Origin of the sequence: Massilia sp. W12, from assembly GCF_037300705.1 — a bacterium.
Classification (GTDB): domain Bacteria; phylum Pseudomonadota; class Gammaproteobacteria; order Burkholderiales; family Burkholderiaceae_D; genus JACPVY01.
Genome location: NZ_CP147776.1, coordinates 2,080,867 through 2,105,544, shown reverse-complemented (window position 1 = coordinate 2,105,544; position 24,678 = coordinate 2,080,867). Strand labels below are relative to the sequence as shown.

Sequence of the window (24,678 nt, the reverse complement as noted above, 5' to 3'; positions counted from 1 at the left end):
TTATTCCTGCTCGCGCCGCGCTGCGCGCCATTCCCAGGGCGGGGTCGGGCTGGATTCGCGCCACAAGCCGCTCTTTTGCTTGCGCGCCTGTTGTTGCGCCTGCTGGTAGCGCGAAAACTCTGTCCCGCTCTGGCTCTTTTTGGCGTATTGCGCATAGTGCCAGGCGTGCCCGCTTTGCAATTGCGCCAGATTGATATCCTGGCCGCCGCGCTCAATCCGCGCCACGCCGCGCCCATAACGGTCAACATCATCCACCCTGGCCTGCACCTGCTGGTTTAAAACCAATTCCTGCAGATGATTTTTCGCGGCAGAGCCGCCGCTCATGGCTTTTTCCGGCGCATCGATATACGCCAGCCGCAAACGGTATTCCTTGCGCTCCTGATCGCGCAGGGTGATGGTGTCGCCGTCGGCGACTTGCACCACCTCGCCTTGCAACAGGCCGCCCCGGCTTAACTGGCCGGGTTTGACCTGGTTTTGTTGCCACCAGCCAAAGGCGGCAATCAGCAGCACCAGAATGGCGCCGACGCGCACGCTCCAGGATTTAGCGGTAAACACTTGCTGTAAAGCGCGCTGTTGTGATTTTGTGACTCGCATGATTCCACTTCTTGAGTTGATAAAAGCAAAAACGCCGCATGCGCGCATGCGGCGTTTTTTATCTTACAGGATGCAGAATTACGCTGCAGCCTCTTCCGCAGCAGCGGCTTTCATCGACAGCTTGAGACGGCCACGGTCATCGGCTTCGAGCACTTTAACGCGCACTTGCTGACCTTCTTTGAGGTAGTCAGCGACCGCATTCACGCGCTCATTGGCGATCTGGCTGATGTGCAGCAGGCCATCTTTGCCCGGCAGCACTTGCACGATGGCGCCGAAGTCCAGCAGCTTGAGGACGGTGCCTTCGTAGATCTTGCCGATTTCAACCGAAGCGGTCAGCTCTTCGATGCGGCGTTTGGCTTCCTGGCCGCAAGCCGCGTCCACCGAAGCGATGGTCACCACGCCTTCGTCGCTGATGTCGATCTGGGTGCCGGTTTCTTCGGTCAGCGCGCGGATCACTGCGCCGCCCTTGCCGATCACGTCACGGATTTTCTCCGGATTGATCTTGATCGTGATCAGACGCGGCGCAAAGTCAGACAGCTCGGTCTTGACTTCCGGCATCGCGGCTTTCATCTTTTCCAGGATGTGCAGACGGCCATCTTTGGCTTGCGCCAGCGCCACTTGCATGATTTCCTTGGTGATGCCCTGGATCTTGATATCCATTTGCAGCGCGGTGATGCCGTTGGCGGTGCCGGCCACTTTGAAGTCCATATCGCCCAGGTGATCTTCATCGCCCAGGATGTCGGTCAGAACGGCGAATTTATTGCCTTCCTTGATCAAGCCCATGGCGATGCCGGCCACATGCGCCTTCATCGGCACGCCGGCGTCCATCAATGCCAGGCAGCCGCCGCACACCGAGGCCATGGAAGAAGAACCATTGGATTCGGTGATTTCCGACACCAGACGCACCGAGTAGGAGAATTCTTCGCTGGTCGGCAGTGCGGCCACCAGGGCGCGCTTGGCCAGACGGCCATGGCCGATTTCGCGGCGCTTGGGCGAACCGACGCGGCCGGTTTCGCCGGTGGCGAACGGCGGCATATTGTAGTGCAGCATGAAGCCTTCGCTGTACTCACCGGTCAGGGCGTCGATTTTTTGCGAATCGCGCGTGGTGCCCAGCGTGGCGATCACCAAAGCCTGGGTTTCGCCACGGGTGAACAGGGCCGAACCGTGGGTGCGCGGCAGAACGCTGGTGCGGATTTCGATGGGGCGCACGGTTTGCGTGTCGCGCCCGTCGATGCGCGGTTCGCCATCCAGAATTTGCGAACGCACGATTTTGGCTTCCAGATCAAACATGATGGAGCCGACTTCCACACTGTCGATATCCGGATTTTCGCTTTGCAGCGTGGCCATCACAGCGGACGACACTTCATTCAAACGCACGGTGCGCGCTTGCTTGTCTTTGATGCCATAGGCCTGGCGCAGATTGGCTTCGGCCAGATCGGTAATGCGCGCGATCAGCGCTTCATTCTTGGCCGGCGGGCTCCATTGCTGTTCCGGCTTGCCGCCGTCGCGCACCAGATCGTGAATCGCATCGATCACCACGCGCATTTGCTCGTGACCATACACCACTGCGCCCAGCATGACTTCTTCGGACAATTGCTGCGCTTCCGATTCCACCATCAAGACCGCGCTTTCGGTGCCGGCCACCACCAGATCCATTTGCGAGGTTTTCAGCTGGCTGATGGTCGGGTTGAGGATGTATTGGCCATCGATATAGCCCACGCGCGCAGCGCCCAGCGGGCCATTGAAAGGAATGCCGGCCACGCACAAGGCGGCGGAAGCGCCGATCATGGAGGCGATGTCCGGATCGATTTCCGGATTGACCGACAAAACGTGCACGATGACTTGCACTTCATTGAAATAACCTTCGGGGAACAGCGGGCGGATCGGACGGTCGATCAGGCGCGAAGTCAGGGTTTCTTTTTCCGAAGGACGGCCTTCGCGCTTGAAGAAACCGCCCGGGATGCGGCCAGCCGCATATGCTTTTTCAACATAATCCACGGTCAGGGGGAAAAAATCCTGACCCGGTTTGACGTCACTCTTGGCGACCACAGTCGCCAACACCACCGTATCCTCCACCGAGACCATCACTGCGCCGGATGCCTGGCGGGCAATTTCGCCGGTTTCCAAGGTGACCTGATGTTGGCCATATTGGAAAGTCTTCGTCACTTTATTAAACATAAGTATTCCTTTTCTCATTTTGCCGACAGAATTCCAGGCGCTGTCGTTCGCCTCACCACTGACCGCAAGCGATCAACTCTGCCGGCGCGGGTGCAGCCAGCCGGCCTGCCCTGCCTTCGCGGTCAAAACCGCCTGCGCGCAGGGCCGCGCAGATGTGACAATGCCTGCGGCAGCAGGACTGGCGCAGGCATTGTGTTCACTTGCAACCGGGAGTGCGGATTACTTACGCAGGCCCAGCTTGGCAATCAGATCGCGATAACGGGTCGCATCCTTGTTCTTCAGGTAAGCCAACAGGCTCTTACGGCGGTTAACCATCATGATCAGACCACGGCGGGAATGATGATCTTTGGTGTGGGCCTTGAAGTGGGTGTTGAGCTCGTTGATGCGGGCGGTCAGCAGGGCCACTTGCACTTCCGGAGAACCGGTGTCGTTGGCGCCACGGGCATTGTCGGCAATGATGGCGGCCTTGTTGATGTTTTCTACAGTCATGATTTACCTTTCACATGCGGCAAATCCAGTCATTTGCATCGCTTTTCAAGCAGCCGATGCGACCGGGGTTGCCGTGTTTATCTGTTTAAAAAAATCCGGTTCAAAAACCGGACGCGCAAGTATAACCGAAGTGTCTGCGCGCAGCAGCAATTTGTGTAAAAAAAATCCATCCCGCTTGGCGCAATGTGCGCATAGCATCGTAAAAACGCCACGCCGCCATGGTAAGCTGCCGCTGTCATCTTCTGCTTTTTCCAGCGCCATGAGACTGCCATCCGCCGCTTTCCGCCCCCTTGCCCTGTGCCTCACAGCGCTCTGCCTGCTGGCCGGCTGCGCCCAGCCGCCCGCCTTGCCGCCCGGCGCGAGTGAGCGCGAGGTGCTGGCGCGACTCGGTCAGCCCAGTGCAATTTACGCTTTTGAGAATCAAAAAATTCTGGAATACAACAGCTGGCCGCATGGGCAGCAAACCTGGATGGCGCACCTTGGCGCCGGCGGCGTGCTGCTCTCCTTCACACAAAGCCTGAGCACAGAGCAATTCAGCCGCTTGCACATCGGCCACAGCCGGCAGGAGCAGGTCTTGCGCCTGCTGGGGCAGCCATATGAAGTCAGCCGCCTGCCGCTGATTGATAAAGAAGTCTGGTCATACCCCTATCGCGAAAGCGGGGTGTGGGACAACATGATGCACTTGTATTTTGACAAACAGGGAATCTTACAGCGCATGGAAAACGGCCCGGACGACCGCATCGAACGCCAGGAGAGAATGATGCGCCGTTTGATGCGGCCTTAAAACAGGCGCCGCACGCCGCATATTGCGCGGCTCAACCCAAGCGCTGGTAGCGCAAAATCTCAGGCGCCGCCGCCAGCAAGCCCTGCGTCCGCGCCAAGGCGGACTGAATATGCGGGGTGCCGAAATGCGCATCAATTGCGACATCATCGCGCCATTCTTCCAGCATCACGAATTCGCAAGGATTTTCCTTATTCACATGCAAATGATAAGACAGGCAACCAGCGTCCTGACGGCTGGGTTCGAGCAAGCTTTGCAAAATCTGCTTGAGCGCATCTTGCGCGCCGGGACGGGCGATAATCCGTGCAACCACATGAACAGTCATCTCAGGCTCCTTGATGTGACGCTGTGCACAGCATAGCAGAAGCTGGGCGCAATGCCGGATTGGCAAGGGCTTTGCCGCTGCGCATGGATGCAGTATGCTCGGCGCAATCACCACCCACTCTGCCCATGCACAACCATGCCTATCATCGATATTGAATGGATCGCCGCCAGCGCCGACGCCGCCCCGCCGGCCAACGCCCAAGCCTTGGCCGACGCCCTCGGCACCCTGCTTGGCAGCGCGCCCGGCCACACCTGGCTGCGCTTGCGCGCCCTGCCTGCAGATTGCTATGCCGAAAATGAGGTCAATCTGACGCCGGCGCAATGGCCGGTGTTTGTCACCGTTTTGCTCAGAGTCTGGCCGGATGAGGCCACGCGCGCCAAACAGGCGCAAGCCATCAGCGCATGCGTAGCCGCCGGCATGGGCTGTGATGAGACGCGGGTGCATGTGGAATACGCGCCGCCAGCCGGGGGACGGCTGGCGTTTGGCGGGGTGTTGACGCCTGGCGGGAGCGCTGTTTTTCAAGCCGGTTAAGGATTCCAAACGCTTCCGCCGGGCCTGTCTTAAGGCCGGATCGCTAAAGCTTTACTGATTGGCTGCTGCTGCGCCAAGCTTGGTGGCAGCGGATAAAAATGCTTTGACCACGTCCCGCCGATCTGCCAGTTGCTTACGGATCAAGGCATCAAACTCTTCTTTGACGATTTCAGCCGCCTGATTCTGACTCCTTTGCGCCAATCTCAGGTTGTCCTGAGCAGCGCTTAGCGCTTCCTTGATCTTATTGATTTCGCCCTCATTAATGTTGCTCGTGTTTTTTGCATCGACATATACTTTTTCTGCATCAAGCAGTTCTTTACTTGCCGGTTCACCCTCTTTTTGCAATCCCTTTTTTATCTCAACGGTTTTCCTGGCGATTTCAAGGTCAATATCCAATTTTTTTTGTTTTTCCATGGCCGCGATCAATGTTTTTTGGTTCTCCTCAACCTTTTTGAGCTGTGGTTCAGTCAATCGCTCATCGCGCATCACCTTCTGCGCGATGCTGTGGCGGGCAATCTTCAACTCGCGCAGTACGCCAATTATGGCCTTACCCTGCTCTTGTGCAAACTTGAAATCATCAATCGGCTTGGTGGAATTCGCCTTGTTTTTCACTGGCGCGGCATCAGTCAAAACCTGCTCAAAACGCCTTGATTCTACCGTAGCATCTTCTTTCAACGCACTCTGGCTGGCCTGATTCTCACCCACATCTTTACTGAAACTCAATTTCCTATGGCGGTTACTGATTTTTTCAGACAAGCCTGCGAGCGCAAGCAAAAAATTGCTTCGATTTTTCTCAGTGTCGTCCAAATATTCTTTTTTATACTGCTCATGAACGCGCGCAATCCCGGCTGTCGCCGCGCCGCTGCTGCCATGGCGTTTATCTATCCTGTCTTGTAATTCCCGACGCTCAGTGCTGGATAAATCTGGATCGTTTAATTTACGTCTATCCTCCAAATTCCCCAATAAATTCAAATCCAACTTCCCGCCAAGATTAAACATGGCTAAACTTTGTGCGCTTCTGAACATTTCCTCCGGATCAGAGGATAACCCTTTTACGTACCAGTTGCCAACATCATCTTTGACCAAGGCAAAATTACTGGCAACCCCACCATCCACCTTGATCTGGTTGATATTTTGCCAGTATTGTTTATCCATCTCCAACTTGGTTTCAAAGAATTTATCATCGTAAGACTTACCAATTCCGCTTAACATTGACTTAAACAGAAGATTGTTTGGCATTTGATTATTGCCTTGAATTGCCGTATTTGCAAATGCATTGCGCAAGTAGCTGCTGGCTGGACGTAAAAAACCCATATTCGCCTGCTGCTCTTGCGCCAATGTTAATGCCTTTTGCAAAAAATCCGCTTCCGCTCCATTCCCTCGCCGCGTCGCATCCAGTAATTGATAGCGCAATTGCGCTATGACCAAATCAAATACTTCCCTCCCTGTCTCGCCTTGTTTTTTTATCAATGAAGTATCCACATCAGAGAAAATCAAATTAACGTTCTTAATTTCCCCCAACAGCAAATTCAACCCTGCGCCTGCAGTCTTAGCTTCAGGCAGCGCATTTAAGTCAGCCGTCAATTGCTCTTTATACCGTGAGACACCATCTTTACTCTCAAATTTCAATTCTTTTTCTTTACTCAGTGCATTTACATGAAGCGCTTGCAATAATGTCAGCGCTTCATTATAGCTTGCAATTTCCCTCTTCATATCCTCCTTCGAATGTTTCTTTTTATTTACACTATTTTTCACCGCCAGCATTTCTTTTTTCTTTTTTTGAATTTCCGCATAAGGATTGAATAAATCTATTTCCAATTTCCTTTCCCACTCGCGCGCCAGAGCACGCAGCATCCCCGTCGGGGGCCCTTCGATAGCCAATTCCTTGGTTTCATTCAATGCCAGAAAATCAATAGAGGCTTGGCGACGTTCACGCACCATCGTCGACACGCCGCCACCTTGATTCAGCAGGGATAATTTATTACTCATCTCGCTCAAAAAATCCGCATAAGCCTTATCCTTTGGCATAGCTTTAACAAGCTTATCCAAAACCTTCCAATCAGAGATCACACTTGAATCGAATTGACCGAGCAATTCGCTCTGCCCTTTTAAATTTTTTAAATTACCAGAGATTGTTTTATATGCGAGCACAAGATTTTTATTTGCATTCACCAGCTGCTCGCTTTCTTTATCAAGGTCAGCCTGTGTAGCGCCAAGCTTGCCCTCTGCATCTTCACCTGTATCAGCCTCCAATCTTGCATTTAATCTTTCCAGATTACCTTGCAATTTGTTTTTGACATTATTAAAAAGCTGCACAGAACTGACGCTGGCGAACACGCTCTTATAAGCATTCCTCTCTACAGCGCCAGCATTTTTTTGCTTCTCCAAATATTTTTCCTGGCGCTTCAGATCATCAATCAGCAACATCAGATTATTGCCAAGCGATTGCAAAAATGCCATGCTTTGGGCAAAGCTTGCCTTCTCCTTTTCGTTCAACACATTCCCGATTTCAGTCAAATCTTTATTATTTACAATATACAATATTTTTTCTGCAAACATCAGCAGCGCATCTTCCAGTCTTAATTTAACATCCGCACAGCTAAACTTCTCACCATCAATATCCAATTTATTTCTCGCCCCCATATCAGCAGCACAATGCTGTATCAACACTTTAACCAATTTATCTAATCCATGCTGACTCCGAACATCAAAGTACGCATTACTATTATAAAAGAAAACTACTTTCTGAATTTCCTCATCAATCCTAATGCAAGCATTTTTATTTGCGCCTTCCTCCTTACACAACTGAAGCCTCTTAGAAAATAAATCATAAATCCGATTTTCATCACTTACAGGAATTTGCTCATATCGAATGATGACCGAAAGCTTCTCTCTGGCATACTGATCAATATTACATCCATTTTTTACAATTCCAGCACCACCACACTCCCGATTAAAAACTTCAATCAGAGATTGGTAATTTTTCTTGAAGTTTTCAACATCAACCTTTTTATCATTATTGCACCCGTCAACATTATCAAAATGTCTCTGGCAATTATCATTGTAAAGCTCCAAAATCCCTTTCAAAAAAACAAAATTCAGATTCATATCTTTCTTGTTGGTTGAAGATAATCTGACCGTTTCCAACACATGGGCAATCAGGGGTTTGGCCGCAATCGCCATCACAGCAAATTGCTTATACTCCACCTCTTGTTGATTGCTTAAAGGTCCTTTATAAACATCCACATCCACTTGCAAAGCAGAACAAGCGCTCAATAATGAGGCTGCGGCCACCGCCCAGATACTTTTCTTAGAATTCATCATCATCCTCTATAGTTTTATTCTTTATCGCTTGGAAAATAAATGTTATCCAAAATATCCTGTTCAGCCTGCAGCAATTGGATTTCTTTGAACATATTCCTTTCCAATTCAATGCTGCCTTGACCTTGCTTAGCAGCCGCGACCAGACCCATCGCCTCATTGGCGATATTAAAAAATTTCTCCGGACTGGCTCCCATGGTAATCACCAGACGGTGGTTGCGCGGCGCTTCACGGAAGCCTTCCGGGCCAAATAGCACCAGGCCACGACCATTCAGCGCATTTCTGCTGAGCGGTTCATTCTTTTCCAAGTTGATATTGCCATTTTTACTATTGAAGCTGATATTGCTGGTGAGTGAATCAATCACTTCCGCCGCCACCCAGCCTGAGGCATAACGGGTCAGATTCCAAAAGCTTGACTGGCCTTTGACACGCACCCGATAAATAGTGGGCGGCAATTGCTCAAGCGGATCAAACACGCCCAAATAATAGGTTTGCTCCATTTTGCTGCCTGGCACAAACGTGCCAACAGTGCCTACGCCGGCGCCGATAGCGCTATTACGTTGAACCACGGTTAAACTCGAACATGCGCTAAGTGATAGCGTCAATGCGCTTATTGTGAAAATACGAATATTCATAAGCACCTCCAGCTTAAAGCCCGGGATAGTTTTTTCCAGCCAACTTGCGCTGCGGTATTGGGAAAATGGCAAAGTCCAGAGTGTCGAGGTACACGCTGGCCACGGCTTGCGCATCGCTTGCATCACGCAAACTTTGCGCCAGAATACGTACGTACAAGACACAACTGTGCTTGACTTCCACAGTCAGGCTTTCAGAAAAATTCCGGCTTTCTTCACCGCCATGCTCTTGCTTACGCCGCCCGGCCATATTAATGCTGAGTTGAGACCAGCTGTCATGTCCCAGATTGATGAAAGCGCCGCGCGCATCGCATTTCACAAGGCTGGGCGCATCCAGCTGTAATTCCAGATGAAGATGAATATCGAGAGACTCAATCCGCCCCGGCTGGTCTTTTGCGTCATTGATGCATTCGGCTTGCTTAAAGATAATGGAAAGCTCATTGCTATCTGGCGACAAAGTAGCAGCCGCCAAAGCGGTCCCTGTCATGTCTTTGAGATGAATGCTGCTCATACTGTCCCTTTCATGAAAATCAGATATTCAACAAAGTAACAATAAAAAACAGCCATAGTGTAAGGCAATTTCTTTCAAAACCATGAACTCGTGAAGTATTACTTCCTCTTTGGTTTCATAAAGGAAACATTTCATTTTAAAATCAACAAATCAGTTGCTTTTTCAATCAGATCATACAGTCGAGTGTATCTCCTTGATAGTTCGGAGATTGTTTTTAACAAATATTTTCTGCCTGAATGTTTCAATAAGGAAATTCTATTGAAAGAATTTCATGCTGGAAATGTTGTGTTTAATTGACGATGAAATTCAAACTTCAATTAAGTGCAAAAGCTATCGATCAGAGATGGCAGGGAATATTGCAGATCTCACTCGTGAATATTGCTAAAAAAATAATTTTAAATAGTATCTGAAGTGGTTGAGTTACTTACATGTAGGATATATGGTAAGTGAAATGAGAATCCATTGATGTATTGGCAAGTGATTTTCATGTAGATAATCTGCTCGTGCTTAAAACCTGCTTTTGAATAGCAAACGTCACCAGCAGACACATTCTGGGAGAAGATGTGGCTACCTAATGGGAAGGTAATGAAGAGAAAAGCCCGGAGCTTTAAAGAGATCAAGCACAAGGCCGGCATCCGATTTCACTTACGGGTTGCGCAGGCGCAAGCTCAGTTGCGCCTGCGCAAACCGCTTACACCGTGCTGCCGCCCGGTTGCCACACCACATCCGGCGTGGCGCCGTGGCTGCGGTGCGGGTTGCGTTCACGCAGCACGCGGTGGGTTGGCGCTTTGGCTTCGGGGTCAACATGGGCCTGGAAGGTTTTGCCATCGTCTTTGCAAATGAATTGCATCACATGCCGCCCGGCGGTGGCGGCGCGGATCAAGCCGCCGGTGGTGATCCATACGCCTGAGAAATAGAAATTCTTCAATCCCGGCAAACCCGGACCGCCGCGCTTGACTTCCTCCTCCAATGTTTCGCCGCTCTCCACAAAAGGCTGCCAGCCCAACACCGAGCCGTCATAATTGTCGGTGTAGCGCACCTGGGTCAGCGGGGTGGCGGCGTCATGCACGGTGATGGCGTCGCGCAAGCCCGGCATTTTTTGCTCTAAAAAGTCGATCAAGGCGTCACTGGCTTCACGCTTGGCCGATTGATAGGCGCGGCCACGGCGCACCGGCAGGGTATGCACTTCTACCCCTTTTTCCATACGGCTGGCCTGCTCCGGCCCCTGGCTTAATTCACGCCACGGCGCGATATCGCAGAAATAACTGATGTACAGCATGGTTTTGCCAGGCGGCGCCAGTTCCGGGTAGAGCGCATTGCGCACTTGCACATTGATGCTGGGATGACGCATGCCGGGCAGTTTGGCCATCAATTCTTCCGGCAGCAAATAGGTGGTGCAATATTCGGCCTGCGGGAATTCATGGTTCAAGCCCAAAAACAGGGTGAAATAGCCGGGGAACACCATTTCCGGTTTTTTGATGGTTTCGGTGTAGAGCTTGCGCCAGGTGTCATTTAAATAACGGCCCTTGAGCATTTTCATCACCGCCGAATAACCATCGCAGGCGCCAACCACGATATCGGCGCGCAATTCACGCCCATCGCTTAAACGCACGCCGACTGCGCAATCATTTTCCACCAGAATCTCTTCCACTTTGGCGTTGTAGCTGACTTGCCCGCCGAGCTTTTGATAACGCGCCTCAATCGACCTGGCCAGGCCAAGCGAACCACCTTCCGGCACGCCGGCGGAGTGCATGGCGTGGGCGGCGAGCTGGAAGTAAAACGGCAGCACCGGAAAATTCGGGTGCTTTTCATACAAGATGAAATTGAAGGCTTCACGCAGCAAGGGCGATTTGAATTTGTCCGAATAGTCGCGCATCAAGACGGTGATGGTTTTGCGGATCAAATTAAAGTGCGGAATAAATGAGGCCATCATGCGCACTTTTTCCCAGGTGCTCATCAAACCCACCGGACGCAGGAAGGGATAGACCTTCAAGGCTTTGATGAACTGACGCAAGCCCTGGCAAAATTGGCGGATCTGGCGCACATCTTCCGGCGCCAGCTCGATCAAATGCGCTTGCAGGCGGTCGGGGTCGGAATAAAAGCGCACCGAACGCCCATCCGCGCAGGTGACGATGTTAAAGACTTCCGGGTGGCGCACTTCCTTGCCGTCGAGTGCGCCGATTTCGCGCCAGATTTGATGCATTTCATTACCCGGGCCGCTGCCCAAGAGCCAGCTGACGCACCAGTCAAACCAGAAATCGCCCTTTTCCCAGGCGGTGCAACAGCCGCCCGGAATTTCGTGCATTTCCACGATATGGCTTTGATAGCCGTTCATCTGTGCATAGCAGCCGGTGGATAAGCCCCCCAATCCGCCGCCGATGATTAACATTGTTTGTCGATTGCTCATATTCTTCCATTCAAGCGGCTTGCGCCGCATCATTTGTCTTTATGCCAATTGAGTTCACCCGCCCTGTGCGCATCGCATAAGGCGCTGACGGCGCTCAAACCGATCTCAGCCCATTGCCCAGAATGGCCGGCGTTTCGTCGATCCAGCGGTGCTTGAAATCCTCGTTCTGACGTGATGTCACTTTGAATTTCACGCCATCGTCCCGGCACATGTATTGCACGGCATGACGGCCACTGGCGGCGGCATTGATCAAACCGCCGCCCTGGCGGGTCCAGTGTCCGGCCATATATAAACCTTGCAACCCCGGCAATTTCGGCCCGGTTACTGCGGTTTCGTCTTCCATTTCCTTGATCAATTCGTGGAATGGATTCCAGCCATAAATCGTGCCTTGATGATTCTGGGTGTAACGCTCAAAGGAAAGCGGTGTGGAGACATCGGTTTTTTCCAGGTTGGCTTTCAGCCCGGGATAATATTTATCCATAATGTCGATCAAAACATCGCGCAGGCGCTTTTTCTCCGCCTTGTATGCGGCGGAGCGTTTGCGGCTGATGTGATTGCTGTCCGAGCGCCAAGCCACATTCTCATTGTCACGCGCATCAAGCTCTTGCCACACGGCGCGGTCGCTGAAATATTCGACGTACAACACTGATTTACCTTGTGGCGCCAGTTCCGGATAGGGTTGGCTGCGGATCTGGATGTTGATGACATCGTGTTGCAGGCCGGTGAGTTGCGCCTTTTCTTCTTCCGTCAGGAAAATGGTGGCCGAAGTCGGCAGTTCGCTGTAATCGGCGTTCACTCCCAAAAACATCATCACCAGACTGGGGAACAATACTTCTTCCGGCTGTGATTTCACAGCTTCATATAACTGTGCGACTTTGGGCGGAATGTATTTGCCTTCGAGCATGTTGTACAGCAGATTGTAGCCATCGGCAGCATTGACGACTTTATCGGCATAATGCTCTTGCCCATCCCACATTCTGACGCCGACAACGCGGTGTTCTTTGATAATCAGCCCCGCCACTTTTTTGTCGTAATAGACGCGTCCGCCCAGCTCAATAAAGCGCTGTTCAATGCTGCGCACCAGACCCATCGAACCGCCTTCCGGCACCCCGGCATTGCCCGCGCCGGCGCAGGCCAGTGAGAAGCAGCTGGGGAAAACCGGGAAATTATCATGCTTGTCATACATCACATAATTAATCGCTTCGCGCAAAAATGGATGGCGGAAACGTCGCGAATAATCATGCAGATTATTGGACAAGGCTTTGATCAGCGTGCGCATATAGGGCAGCAGCTTAAGGATCATCAATGCCTTCTCGGTCTTGCTTTGCAGACCGGGGGATTTTAAAAACGGATAATGTCTGGCCGCTTTTTGCAGATGACGGATGATTTTGCAAAAGTCTTTGATTTCCTTTTCATCTTCCGGTGAAAATTCGATCAGGTGCTGTTGCAGGCGATCCGGGTCGGTATAAAACCGGATAACTTCGCCGTTTAATCCATAGCAGGTGTTAAAGACTTTGGCATGGGTGATTTTTTTACCATCCAATGCATTGAGTTCCAGCCAGATCTGGCTCATTTCATCATCGCCATTGCCGCCGCAGCCATTGAGCCAGGTGATGCAAGGATCGAAGATATATTCGTTTTGATCCCAGGCCGTGCAACATCCGCCCGGGCGGTCATGCAGTTCGTAAATCGAACATTGGTAGTTATTCATCTGCGCATAGACGCCCGTGGAAAGACCGGACATTCCCGCACCGATGATAATAACGGATTGTTTCTGGGTTGACATAAAATTCACTTTCAAATTGAAATCACGGGCCAGGTATGCTGTCGTATCAAGAGGGGTAAAACATCCAGGCCCAAAATAAGAAGTGCGATGGCGGCGGCTTATCGGGTCTGCGCATTCATGCGCAGAGATTTGCCATACAGCGCCGCAAACAGCAGAAACAGTGCGCCCATCCAATATGCCGCGTCGGGGGTAACGTGGTCATACAGCATGCCGGCCCAGAGCGGGCCAAACACGCACATCGCGCTTTGCAAAGCGGTGTTTACGCCCATCATGGCGCCTTGTTCCTGCGGATCGACATTGGCCGCCAGCAAGGCGCCGATGGTCGGAAATAAAAATGCGCCGGCAATGGTGCGCAATCCCACCACAGGGTACAGCCAGTTAAAGGCCGGGGCCAGGGTGAACGCCAGCATCGTGCCGGCCACGCCCAACAGACAGCCCATCATGACCTTGCGCGCGCCGAAGCGCACGGTCAGCACCGGCAGCAATTTGAAGCTGGCGACCATGAGAAAGCCGCCAACGGCCAGCATGACGCCGATTTGCCAGGGCTGGGCGCCGAATTTTTGCAACAGATACAGCGCTTCGGTGCTGGCAAAGCCATGGTAAACAAAGTTGTAGGTGGCAATGATCAAGAACAGACCGCCCAATGCCGGTTGGCGGATGATCTGCCAAATACTGATAAAGGGGTTGAAATCGGCCGCTGTCAGCGCGCTTTTCTGGCGCTTTTCTTTTGGCAATGATTCCGGCAAAAAGAAAATCCCCAACACCATTGCCGTGAGTGACAGCGCAGCGGCCAACCAGGCCGGCGCAGACAAATCAATTTGTCCTGACGCCGCCCCCAAGGCGGGGCCAAGAATCAGGCCGATGCCCCAGGCAATGCCAAACAGACTGAAATTTTTGGTGCGCGTTTCCGGCGTGGAAACATCGGCCAGAAACGATGCCGCGACGGCGTGATTGCCGGCGGTGACGCCATCAATCAGGCGCGATAACAGCAGCACCCACAAGGCGCCGCCCACACCAAACATCACATAGCCGATGCAACTTCCCAGCAAGCTGATGATTAACACCGGGCGGCGGCCATGGCGGTCGCTCACTTTGCCCAACAGCGGCGCGGCGAAAAACTGTGCGCAAGAATACAGCGAAGTGAGAATTGTCAGCGTCACTGCATCGGTGCTGTAGCGCTGCACAATGAAGGCAGTGACAGGCCACAACAAGCTGATGCCCAAAACGTCCAGCACCAGAATAAAAAAGACGATGCGTAAGCCATTGGCATGGGTGCGCGGGGAAAAATCGGCATGTTTGACTGACTCTGCCGTACTTGCTTTATTCATGAATGATTCCAATGTTGGCTGAAACGATTGCTGCGGACGGCCTGGCTGCTTGCCACCCTCAGAAAGCATGAGGACGCCTGTTGTGCGCATAGCGCACGACAGGCATGCAATGCGCGGCGTTGCAGCAGAAAATCAGCTTGCCCGCATGGTTTGCCATCTGCAGGCCTTGATTTGCAAATATGCGGGATGGGGACACTGGCCAGCCGCGCCCGGCAAGCACAAGCGGGCTGCGCCTGTGCAAACACAGTCCGGCCAGCCGGCTGGCAGTACGGATACCGTCAAACCGGCTTTGCGCATGCGCGCCTGGATTCCAGCGCAGGGCGGAACGCAATGATGCGGGCGCAAGCCCGCTCATCTGATGCGCGCCCGCCGCCCGCCCCCGCCCTCATCAGGGCGGGACGGACAGCAGGTGCGCCGCGTTCAGGCATCCACCGTTCCGCTTTGCAGGACTTGCATGATCAAGGCCGCGTTTTGCGCCACATCGGCCTCGTTCGAGAGCATGTCGGCATGCTCGCCCGAACCCTGCAGCAAGTGGGTTGCGCTGGTCGAAGCTCCGTGCCAGGAACCGCTCTGGCCGGAAGCATAGAAGGCCAGCTTGTGGCTGTCGGCCAGCACATTCAATTGCGCCTTGATCTTGCCGGAATTGATGGTGCGGCTGTTGAAAATCACATACTCACGCGCTTGCGTCATGATTTCCTGCGCCACCATGTCCGAGCCGGTATGGGTCTTCAAGTGGCCTTGCAATTCCGCCTCAAACTCAGCCCAGTGCTGCGGCTGCAATTCAAAGGTGCTCGACGTGCGATAGCTGTCAATGATGATCACTTGCGCCACCGGCACGCCGCGCGCTTCCAGCACTTTGGCGATTTCAAAGGCCAGATTGCCGCCCAGCGAGTAGCCCAGCAAGAGCAATGGCGCATCGCTGTTGCGCAAGCTGATCATCAAATCGGCATATTGCGCCACCTTGTCTTCGCCGGTGATGTAGTTAAAGGCCAGCAGGCGATATTGCGGCATGACTTCAGCCAGCTTGCGATACACCAGCCCGTGGCCGCCGGCAGGCGGCAGACAGAAGATTTGCGTGCTTTGCTCACGGTTAAATTCCATCCACGGTTGCGCCCCGCTGCTGCGGCCGATGATCACATCTTCGAGCGACTTGGCCATGCCGTACAGGGTCGTGAATTTGAAGAGCTGATTCACAGCCAGCGAAACATTGAACTCACTTTGCAAGCGGTAAATCAATTCGATCAATTTGATCGAGCTGCCGCCCAGTTCAAAGAAGTCATGCTGCAAACCGATTTGCTCGGCGCCCAGCAATTCCTGCCAATGCGCGGCCATGCGCTGCTGATACAGGGTGTGCGGCGCTTCCAGCAATTGCACCTGTTCCAGAGCCGGGGCCGGCAAGGCTTGCATATCCACTTTGCCATTCGGCGAGAGCGGCATGGCTTGCAGTTGCACAAACCAGGTCGGCAGCATATAGGTCGGCAAACAGGCGCCTAAGAATTGGCGGATCTCTTTCACATCCAATTCAGCATCGGCCTGATACCAGGCGCACAGCTGATATTCGCCCTGTTTGTCCTGACGCGGGGCCACCACGGCATGGCGCACGCCGGCCATGGATTTGAGGCGGCTTTCAATTTCCCCGCTCTCAATCCGGTGACCACGGATCTTGATCTGATTATCCGCCCGGCCCAGCAGGTGCAAGACGCCCTTGCTATCCCAGTAGCCCATATCGCCGGTGCGGTACAGACGCAGATTCTGGCCGCCCAGCGTCAGTTCAACAAAGCGCTGACGGGTCAATTCAGGCGCGCCCAGATAACCTTGCGCCACACCGTCGCCGCCAATCCACAGCTCGCCCGGCACGCCAACCGGAACCGGCTGCTGGTGCGCGTCCAGCACATAGGCTGCGCTGTTGGGGAAAGGACGGCCAATCGGCGTCATACGGCCCGGCTCCAGCGCGCTGACATCGCCTTCAAACCAGGTCGAGTCAATCGTGGCTTCGCTCAAACCATAGGAATTGATCAGACGGTGCGCAGGGTGGCAGAGTTGGCGCAGACGCTCGATTTCTTCCACTTTCCAGACGTCGGAACCGACGATCAGCATGCGCAGGAAGTCCAGGCGGCAGTGGTGTTCTTCACAGTAACGCTGCACTGTGCGCACCAGCGCCGGCACAAATTCCACGCAATCGACCTGCTCTTCTTTGAGCGTGCGGTACAGTTGCGCGCTGTTAAACAGGATGTCGCGCCCGATCAAGACCAGGGCGCCGCCCGAGCACAGGGCGCGCAGCATATCGCCGCCGAACACGTCAAAGGCGAAGCTGGCGAGCTGGCCGTGCACGCGGATCTGGCCGCGCAAATCGTATTCCTGTTCCCAGCCCAGATACACCGCCGCCAGATTGCGGTGGCTGACTTGCACCGCCTTCGGTTTGCCGGTCGAACCCGAGGTATAGATGATGTAGGCCAGGTCGTCCAGGCTGGCCGGGCCGGCATCGCCGAGCGGGCTGGCGGCTTGCCACAGCCGCGCATCATCCAGCAGCAGGCATTCGCCCTGCTCTGCGCGCCAGCTTTCCAATTGCGGCATCGCTTCGGCGTCAGCCAGCGCCAAGCGCACTTTGGCGTGGCTTAACATATAGTGCAGACGCTCTTGCGGGTAGGCCGGATCAAGCGGCAAATAGGTCGCGCCGGCATGCATCACGCCCAGCAAGGCCACCACCAGCTCAATCGATTTGGGCAGACACAAGGCCACCACATCGCCGCGCTGCACGCCCATGGCGCGCAGATTGGCGCCGAAGTTGGCGGCGGCGCTGGCCAGTTCGCCATGCGTCATGCTGCGGCGTGCGCCATCCGCTTGCGGCATTACCAGCGCCACATCGGCGGGTTTGGCGTTGGCGGCCATCATCTGCAGCACATTGCCTTGCAGCGGCAGACGGCGCTGCGCTCCGCTCCAGTCTTGCAGCAGGCTGCTTTGTTCCGCCGCCTCAAGCATATTGAGCTGCGTCACCGGCGTATTCGGCGCGGCGATCATGGCGCGCAGCAGGTTTTGATAGTGCCCCGCCATACGCGCCATGGTGGCCGGCAGGAACAGATCGGTGTTGTACTTGAAGACGCAGTGGAACTGACCTTCTTCCGCTTCTTCGTATGCCGAGAGCAGGATATCGAACTGGCCTTCTTCTTCCGGCAACTCGATATATTCCAAACGATAGCCATATTGCTCAGTGGCGATTTTGTGCGCCAGCAAAATAAACATCGCCTGGAAAATCGCGGAGCGGCTCGGGTCGTGTTTCATGCCCAGTTTTTCCACCAGCGACACCAGCGGATATTCCTGATTGTCCAAACCATTGAGCACGATTTCCTGCACTTTTTGCAACAGGGTCAGGGTGTCAGGGGCGCCGGACAAATCAGCGTGCAGCGGCAAGGGGTTGACGAAATAGCCATACACCTGAGCGAATTCCTGCTGCGTGCGACCGGTCACCGGGCTGCCGACGATGATATTGTTTTGCCCGCTGTAACGGTGCAACAGCACATAGTAAGCCGAGAGCAAGACCATGAACACCGTCGCGCCCTGCTGCTTGGCCAGCTGATGCACGCCCTGGCTGAGGTTCTGATCCAGCACAAAGAAGTGCGAAGCGCCGTTATTGGTCTGCACTGCCGGACGCGGTTTATCGGTGGGCAGATTGAGCGCCGGAATTTCCTTGGGCAGGTGGTTTAACCAGTAATCCTGCATTTTCTGCGCTTGCGCGCTGGCCAGGAAGCGGTTTTGCCAATTCAGGAAATCCAGATAGCGCGCCGCAGTCGGCGCCAATTGCAGATTTTCACCGCGCTTCATGCTCTCGTACAACTTTAACAGCTCATCAATAAAGGTGAAGGTGGAGATAGCATCGGAAATGATGTGATGCACCGCCTTCATCAACACCCAGTGATCATCGGCGAAGCGGTACAGACGCACCCGCAGCAGCGAGTCATGCGCCAGATCATACGGACGGCGATATTCATCAATAATGGTCTGATACACCTGTTCCCACGCCTGGCCGCTGACATCCACAATGGCCAGATCGGCTTGTCCGTCCGGGCGGATGCGTTGCTGCGCGCCTTGTGCGCCTTGCATGAAGTTGGCGCGCAATTGGGGATGACGCAGCACCAGGGTGCGCACCGCATCCATCATCAATTCCGGCTGCAAGCGGGTGCGGATATGCACGGCGCCGCCGATGTTGTAGGCAAAGCCATCCGGATTCAAATGCTTCAAGAACCAGAGTGCGCTTTGATTGCGGGTGAGCGGGTATTCATTTTCATTATTGAACAGCGTCACATTGCTTTCCTGCGCTGCGCCGCCGTCTTGTTCCAGCTGGCGCGCCAGATCGTCGCCGGCTTGTTGCAGCAACTCTTCGACGCTGGCCCCGGAGAGCAGTGTCACCACGGGCAGCGCGACGCGCAATTCACGCTGAATGCGGGCGCGCAACTCAATCGCCAGCAGCGAATCCAGGCCGAGTTCGTTCAGGCTGCGGCTGGTTTCAAACGCCCCGCCCTGCATGCGCAGCACATCGCTGACCACATGCACGAAATGTCCTTGCAAGAGCTGAGCGCGGGCGGCTTCGTCAGCGCCTTTGTAGCGTTCAAAGAAGCTGCCATGCTCTTCTTCGCGATTATTGCTGCGCTGGCTGGCGGCAAGCGCCTGCACCAGCGGCGGCATGCTGGGGTACCAGGCGATAAATTGCGGCCAATCAACCACAGTGGAAACCACCAGCTGCGCCTTGTCCTGGCCCATTACGCGTTCCATCACGTCCATGCCGGCGTCGGCTGCAAGTGAATTCATGCCACGGCTGTTGCGATAGTGCTCGATCAAACCGAGTTCTTCGATCATGCCAGTGGCCCATGGCCCCCAGTCAATCGACAATGCCGGCAAGCCGCGTGCGCGGCGATGGTGCGCCAGCGCATCCAGGAAGGCATTCCCGGCAGCGTAGTTGGTTTGTCCGGCGGTGGTCAAAATCGAGGCCACCGAAGCGAACATGACAAAATGTTCGAGCGGATGCTGTTGCAGCAGGTGGTGCAAGAGCCAGCCGCCAATCACTTTCGGACGGTAAGCCGCGTCAAACGCATCGGCTTGCATTTCCGCCAGCAGCGTGTCTTTGACTTGACCGGCCAGATGGAACACGCCACGGATAGGCGGCAGCGCTTTTTGTTCAAACGCAGCCAGCCAGGCGCGCATGCCGGCTTCATCAGCCACGTCCACCGAAGCCAGAATCGCATCCACGCCCATCGCTTCGAGTTCGCGAATGAAGGCGACCTGGCGTCCGGCGTTGGAAGCCGGATCCAGCGCAGCCCAATCCTGACGCGCCGGCAAACGGCTGCGGCCCATCAGGATGATGCGGCGGGCGCCGCGTTTGGCCAGCGTGCGGCACACCAGGCGGCCCAGCGCGCCCATGGCGCCGGTCACCAGATAGCAGCCATCAGCGCGCAGACGCAAGGGCAGCGGGCGGCTCAGATTGGCGGCTTGCTGCAAGCGGCTGGTGTAGCGCTGACCATTGCGCCAGGCGATTTCATCTTCATCTTCCAGCGCCAATTCCTGCAACAGACAGGCTGCTTCGCTGGCGGCGTCGTGCGCTTGCGGATCCAGGTCGAGCAGCTTGCCCACGCAATCCGGCAATTCCTGACGCCACAACACGCGGCCCACACCCCACACCGTGGCCTGCATCGGCTCGGCGCTATCGTCCGCGCCCACTGCCTGCGCGCCACGGGTGGCCAACAGCAGACGGGCATGACTGCGCTCTTCGAGCAATTGCTGACCCAGGCAGATCAGCGGATAGGCGGCATGGCTGCCGCTGGCGCACAGATCTTCCGCCGCGCTGTCTTCAAACACCGGGGCATCCAGATGCCACAGATACAGCACCGAATTAATTTGCGGCGCATGGGTTTTGAGTGCGGCAAACAACTGGCGCAGATGTTCGCGCTTACCCGGGGCCACGGTGGCCAGACGGGCGCTGGCGTCAAACGCGAAGTCAGAACCCGGCGTCACCAGGTAGTAATGATGGTGTTGCGCGGCCAGTTGCTGCGCCACCTGCTCGCTCAATTCGGTTTCCGCATTGGCAAACACCAGGCAGCAGGCGCCCTTGCTCAATGCCGCCCCAGGCTGCAGCGCCTCGGCGTCATCGGCTTGCGGCAGCGGGCTGGCTTGCCATTGGATTTCAGTCAGCCAGCTGTCAATCGTATTCAAGCTGACCTTGCTGGCGGCTTTTTCGACATTGCCGGCATGGAACGCTTCAATCACGCCAAGCGCAGCGCCATCTTCGGCATACACATAGATATCGCCAGTGATTTGATCGCTATCGCGCTTGGTGATGCGGGCATGCGCCCAAATGCCACGGCAACCCACGCCGGCGCTGCGCAAAGCGCCAATCGTCAAAGGCAGACGGATCGCGCTGCCGGCTTGCTCAGCGTGAGGAATTTCGGCGCCGAGAATGGTCTGGAAGCAGGCGTCCAGCAAGGCCGGGTGGAAATGCCATTCCTCACTGCCGGCCAACAGCGCTGCGCCGGGTTCGATCCAGGTCAGGGTTTCGCCATCGCCAATCCACATCTGTTGAATCGGTTGGAACGCCGGGCCATAGTGATAACCCATTTTCGCCAACACTGCATAGCAGGATTGGCCATCGAGCATGCGCTGGCAACGCGCTTGCACTGCGGCGCGGTCCAGCGCGGCCAGGCGGCGCGGCTGACTGGCGCGCACCACGCCGCTGGCGTGGATTGCCGCTTCCTGCCCATCCGCCCCCAGGGTGGCGACATGGAAGGCGGCGCTTTCCGCATCCAGCTTGCATTGCACCGGCTTGGCTTCGCCATCCGGCAGATACAGCGCTTTGCGCAATTGGATGTCGGCCAGATGCACATACGACGGGCCGCCGAGCGCGCGCACAGCCTGCGCCGCCATTTCCAGATAGCCGGCAGCCGGGAACAGCACATTGCCCTCAATCCGGTGATCGGCCAGCCATGGCTGGTGTTCAATATCCAGCAAAGCTTCCCAGGACGGCTCGCTATTGGGCAAACGGCGGCCCAGCAGGGCGTGATCGACCAGCCCCAGACGGATTTGCTGCACCGCCTTGGATTCGGCCCAATAACGGGTTTTCTTCCACGGATAAGCCGGCAGCGTGACTTGCACCCCGCCGCCAAACAGCGGCGTCCAATCCAAATCCAGGCCGGCATTGTGCAAAGCGGCCAGCGATTGGGTAAAGCGCGCCATCTCATCTTCCAGACGGCGGATAGAAGGCAGCACTTGCGCATTCAAGCCCAGCGAAGTGAAACTTTCCTTGATCGAGTGCGCCAACACCGGATGCGGGCCGATTTCAAGGAATAATTGATAGCCATCAGCGGCCAGACGACAGCTGGCGGCGTGGAAGCGCACGCTGTCGCGCACATTGTCCCACCAGTAATGGGCATCCAATTCCGGCCCCTGCGCCATAGCGTCGCGCCCGGTCAAATACAGCGGCAAACGCGCGCATTGCGGCGTGATGCCAGACAGCGTTTGCAGCAACTCTTCCTTAATCGGCTCCATCATCACGCTGTGATACGGCACGCTGACAGCGAGGAATTTGGCAAAAACCTGTTCTTGCTTCAAACGCCCGGCCAGATCCTGCAATGCGGCTTCTTCGCCCGCCAGCGTCATCGCAGTCGGACTGTTAATCGCGGCAATCGAAATCTTGCCGTCATACGCAGCAATGCGCTTTAAGGCCTCCGCTTCTGACAGGCTGACGGCGAGCATGGCGCCAGTGCCGGTCAGTAATTGTTGCAGGCGGCTGCGGTGCATGATCACCGTCACCGCATCCTGCAAACTATAGACCCCTGCTTCATAGAACGCCGCCGCTTCGCCAGCGCTATGGCCGACGATGGCCGCCGGTGTCACGCCATACGAGCGCCACAGCGCCGCCAGGGCGATTTGCAAAGCGAAGTTGGCCGGTTGCGCCAGCCAGGTTTGATCCATCTGCGATTGCGCTTCATCACGCATCAATTCTTGCACCAGCGACCAGTCGGCATGCTTGCGCATTTCCGCATCGCAGGCGTCGATGATGGCGGAGAACACCGGCGCGCTCTGATACAGCTGACGCCCCATGCCCCACCATTGCGGCCCCATGCCGGTAAACACCCACACCAGGCGGCGCTGTTCGGGCGCCAGCTGGCTGCCGGCGATGATATCGGGGTGGCTCACGCCGGCCAGATAATCATCCATACGCTGCAGCAGGCTGGCGCGGTCAGCATAGGCCAGCGCCAGACGCGCTTCGAGCGGCTGACGGCGCGTGGCCAGCGTGTGACCGATGTTGCGCAGCACTTGCGGGCTGTCTTCCTGCTGTTGCAAATGGGCGCGCATTTTTTCCACCAGCGCCGGCATATCGGCTGCATCGCGTGTGGTGAGCGGCATGAAAGCGCGCGCGGCATGTTGCGCCGGCGCCTGCGGCGCCACGGCGGCCGGGGCTTCTTCCAGCAGTACGTGGGCATTGGTGCCGCCAAAACCAAAGGAATTAACGCCAGCGCGCGCCGGGCCTTCATGTTCCGGCCAGGCCGTGGGCTGGCGCGGAATATCGAACGGCTGATCGTCCAGATTGAGCTTGGGATTGACTTCGCGCAGATTGATATGAGGCGGAATCAGCTTGTGTTTCAAGGCCAGAGTGGTCTTGATCAGGCCCGCCACGCCAGCCGCAGCTTCGGTGTGGCCGATATTCGTTTTCACCGAACCGATATAGCAAGCGCTGCCGGGCTGACGGCCATCGGCCAGGATCTGGCCCAAAGCATTCGCCTCAATCGGATCGCCCACCGGAGTTGAAGTGCCATGCGCTTCGATATATTGCAAACTGCCCGGCGTCACGCCGGCTTGCGCGCACACCTGACGGATCAAGCGCTGCTGCGCTTCGCCGCTGGGCACGGTGATGCCATTGGTGCGGCCATCCTGATTCACGCCGGAACCGATGATCACAGCATGAATCCGGTCGCCATCGCGCAGCGCATCGGACAAACGTTTTAAGGCCACCACGCCCACGCCTTCCGAGCGCACATAACCATTCGCTGCCGAGTCATAGGTGCGCGACAAGCCTTCAGGCGACAAAAAGCCGCCCTTGGATTCGGTAATGGTGTATTGCGGCGTCATATGCAAAAGCACGCCGCCGGCCAGCGCCAGGCTGCTCTCGCCGCTCTGCAGGCTCTGGCACGCCAGATGCACCGCCACCAGCGAAGAGCTGCAAGCGGTGTCAATCGACATACTCGGGCCAACATAGTCAAAGCTGTATGAAAGACGATTGGAAACCATGGTCATCATGGTGCCGGTTGCGGTATGCGCAGCCAGACCATTAAAGCCCAAGTCGGCAAATTGCACAATTTTGTAATCGAGGGTGAAGGCGCCGATGAACACGCCGACATTTTTGCCCGCCATTTGATAAGGACGCTGGCCGCCGTCTTCCAGCGCTTCCCAGGCCACTTCCAGCAATTTGCGCTGCTGCGGGTCCATATATTCGGCTTCACGCGGGCCAATGCCGAAGAAGGCTGGATCAAACTCGTCAAAACCGTCGATATAACCGCCGCGCCCGCCAGTCAGACGGCCCGGCTTGGCCTTGTCTTTACTGTACAGACTGGCCGCGTTATAACGGTTAGCCGGCGTCGGTTCCAGGCAATCTTTGCCGCCCACCAGATTTTCCCAGAATTGGGAATAATCATTCGCGCTGCCGGGAAAGCGACAGCCAATGCCGATAATGGCGATTTTTTCTTGTTGATTGCAGTGTTCCATCTTCTTCTTTCTATACTGTGAGAGTGCAAATGCTCACACCGTCCATGC

General features: G+C 55.4%; 14 protein-coding genes. 2 read left to right on the top strand and 12 right to left on the bottom strand.

What is annotated here, in order from left to right; genetic code table 11:
- The 4 genes from V8J88_RS08395 to V8J88_RS08380 form a co-directional block, all read right to left on the bottom strand.
- Nucleotides 1-594, bottom strand: coding sequence for a thermonuclease family protein (locus V8J88_RS08395; protein ID WP_338848949.1), 594 nt, complete (start codon nucleotides 592-594; stop codon nucleotides 1-3).
- A gap of 78 nt (nucleotides 595-672) precedes the next feature.
- Complete coding sequence (gene pnp / locus V8J88_RS08390; RefSeq protein WP_338848948.1) at nucleotides 673-2,772, bottom strand: polyribonucleotide nucleotidyltransferase; 2,100 nt, start codon at nucleotides 2,770-2,772, stop codon at nucleotides 673-675.
- 219 nt (nucleotides 2,773-2,991) lie between these two features.
- Nucleotides 2,992-3,261: a 30S ribosomal protein S15 gene (rpsO, locus tag V8J88_RS08385; protein ID WP_338848947.1), complete on the bottom strand. Its 270-nt coding sequence runs from the start codon at nucleotides 3,259-3,261 to the stop codon at nucleotides 2,992-2,994.
- A gap of 45 nt (nucleotides 3,262-3,306) precedes the next feature.
- Nucleotides 3,307-3,522 (bottom strand): hypothetical protein, encoded by a 216-nt coding sequence (locus V8J88_RS08380; protein WP_338848946.1) that lies wholly within the window; start codon nucleotides 3,520-3,522, stop codon nucleotides 3,307-3,309.
- Here V8J88_RS08380 and bamE point away from each other — a divergent pair.
- The gene (gene bamE / locus V8J88_RS08375; protein ID WP_338848945.1) at nucleotides 3,521-4,045 is read left to right on the top strand and encodes an outer membrane protein assembly factor BamE; all 525 of its coding nucleotides are present in this window, start codon (nucleotides 3,521-3,523) and stop codon (nucleotides 4,043-4,045) included. The two genes, V8J88_RS08380 and bamE, sit on opposite strands and share 2 nt — an antisense overlap.
- Before the next feature lie 31 nt (nucleotides 4,046-4,076).
- Here bamE and V8J88_RS08370 read toward each other — a convergent pair whose 3' ends face one another.
- Entirely contained in the window at nucleotides 4,077-4,367 is a 291-nt protein-coding gene (locus V8J88_RS08370) for a putative quinol monooxygenase (RefSeq protein WP_338848944.1), read from the bottom strand.
- Nucleotides 4,368-4,502: 135 nt separating this feature from the next.
- Between V8J88_RS08370 and V8J88_RS08365 the strand changes: the two genes are divergently transcribed.
- Complete coding sequence (locus tag V8J88_RS08365; protein ID WP_338848943.1) at nucleotides 4,503-4,898, top strand: hypothetical protein; 396 nt, start codon at nucleotides 4,503-4,505, stop codon at nucleotides 4,896-4,898.
- 51 nt (nucleotides 4,899-4,949) lie between these two features.
- Here the strand turns inward: V8J88_RS08365 and V8J88_RS08360 are convergent, their stop codons facing one another.
- The 7 genes from V8J88_RS08360 to V8J88_RS08330 form a co-directional block, all read right to left on the bottom strand.
- Complete coding sequence (locus V8J88_RS08360; protein ID WP_338848942.1) at nucleotides 4,950-8,225, bottom strand: hypothetical protein; 3,276 nt, start codon at nucleotides 8,223-8,225, stop codon at nucleotides 4,950-4,952.
- Nucleotides 8,226-8,236: 11 nt separating this feature from the next.
- Entirely contained in the window at nucleotides 8,237-8,854 is a 618-nt protein-coding gene (locus V8J88_RS08355) for a hypothetical protein (protein ID WP_338848941.1), read from the bottom strand.
- 13 nt (nucleotides 8,855-8,867) lie between these two features.
- Nucleotides 8,868-9,362, bottom strand: coding sequence for a hypothetical protein (locus tag V8J88_RS08350; RefSeq protein ID WP_338848940.1), 495 nt, complete (start codon nucleotides 9,360-9,362; stop codon nucleotides 8,868-8,870).
- A 691-nt stretch (nucleotides 9,363-10,053) separates the two neighbouring features.
- Nucleotides 10,054-11,769: an NAD(P)/FAD-dependent oxidoreductase gene (locus tag V8J88_RS08345; protein ID WP_338848939.1), complete on the bottom strand. Its 1,716-nt coding sequence runs from the start codon at nucleotides 11,767-11,769 to the stop codon at nucleotides 10,054-10,056.
- A 94-nt stretch (nucleotides 11,770-11,863) separates the two neighbouring features.
- Nucleotides 11,864-13,555 (bottom strand): NAD(P)/FAD-dependent oxidoreductase, encoded by a 1,692-nt coding sequence (locus tag V8J88_RS08340; RefSeq protein ID WP_338848938.1) that lies wholly within the window; start codon nucleotides 13,553-13,555, stop codon nucleotides 11,864-11,866.
- 98 nt (nucleotides 13,556-13,653) lie between these two features.
- Complete coding sequence (locus tag V8J88_RS08335) at nucleotides 13,654-14,883, bottom strand: MFS transporter (RefSeq protein WP_338848937.1); 1,230 nt, start codon at nucleotides 14,881-14,883, stop codon at nucleotides 13,654-13,656.
- A gap of 420 nt (nucleotides 14,884-15,303) precedes the next feature.
- The gene (locus V8J88_RS08330; RefSeq protein WP_338848936.1) at nucleotides 15,304-24,630 is read right to left on the bottom strand and encodes an amino acid adenylation domain-containing protein; all 9,327 of its coding nucleotides are present in this window, start codon (nucleotides 24,628-24,630) and stop codon (nucleotides 15,304-15,306) included.
- Nucleotides 24,631-24,678 lie beyond the last annotated feature (48 nt).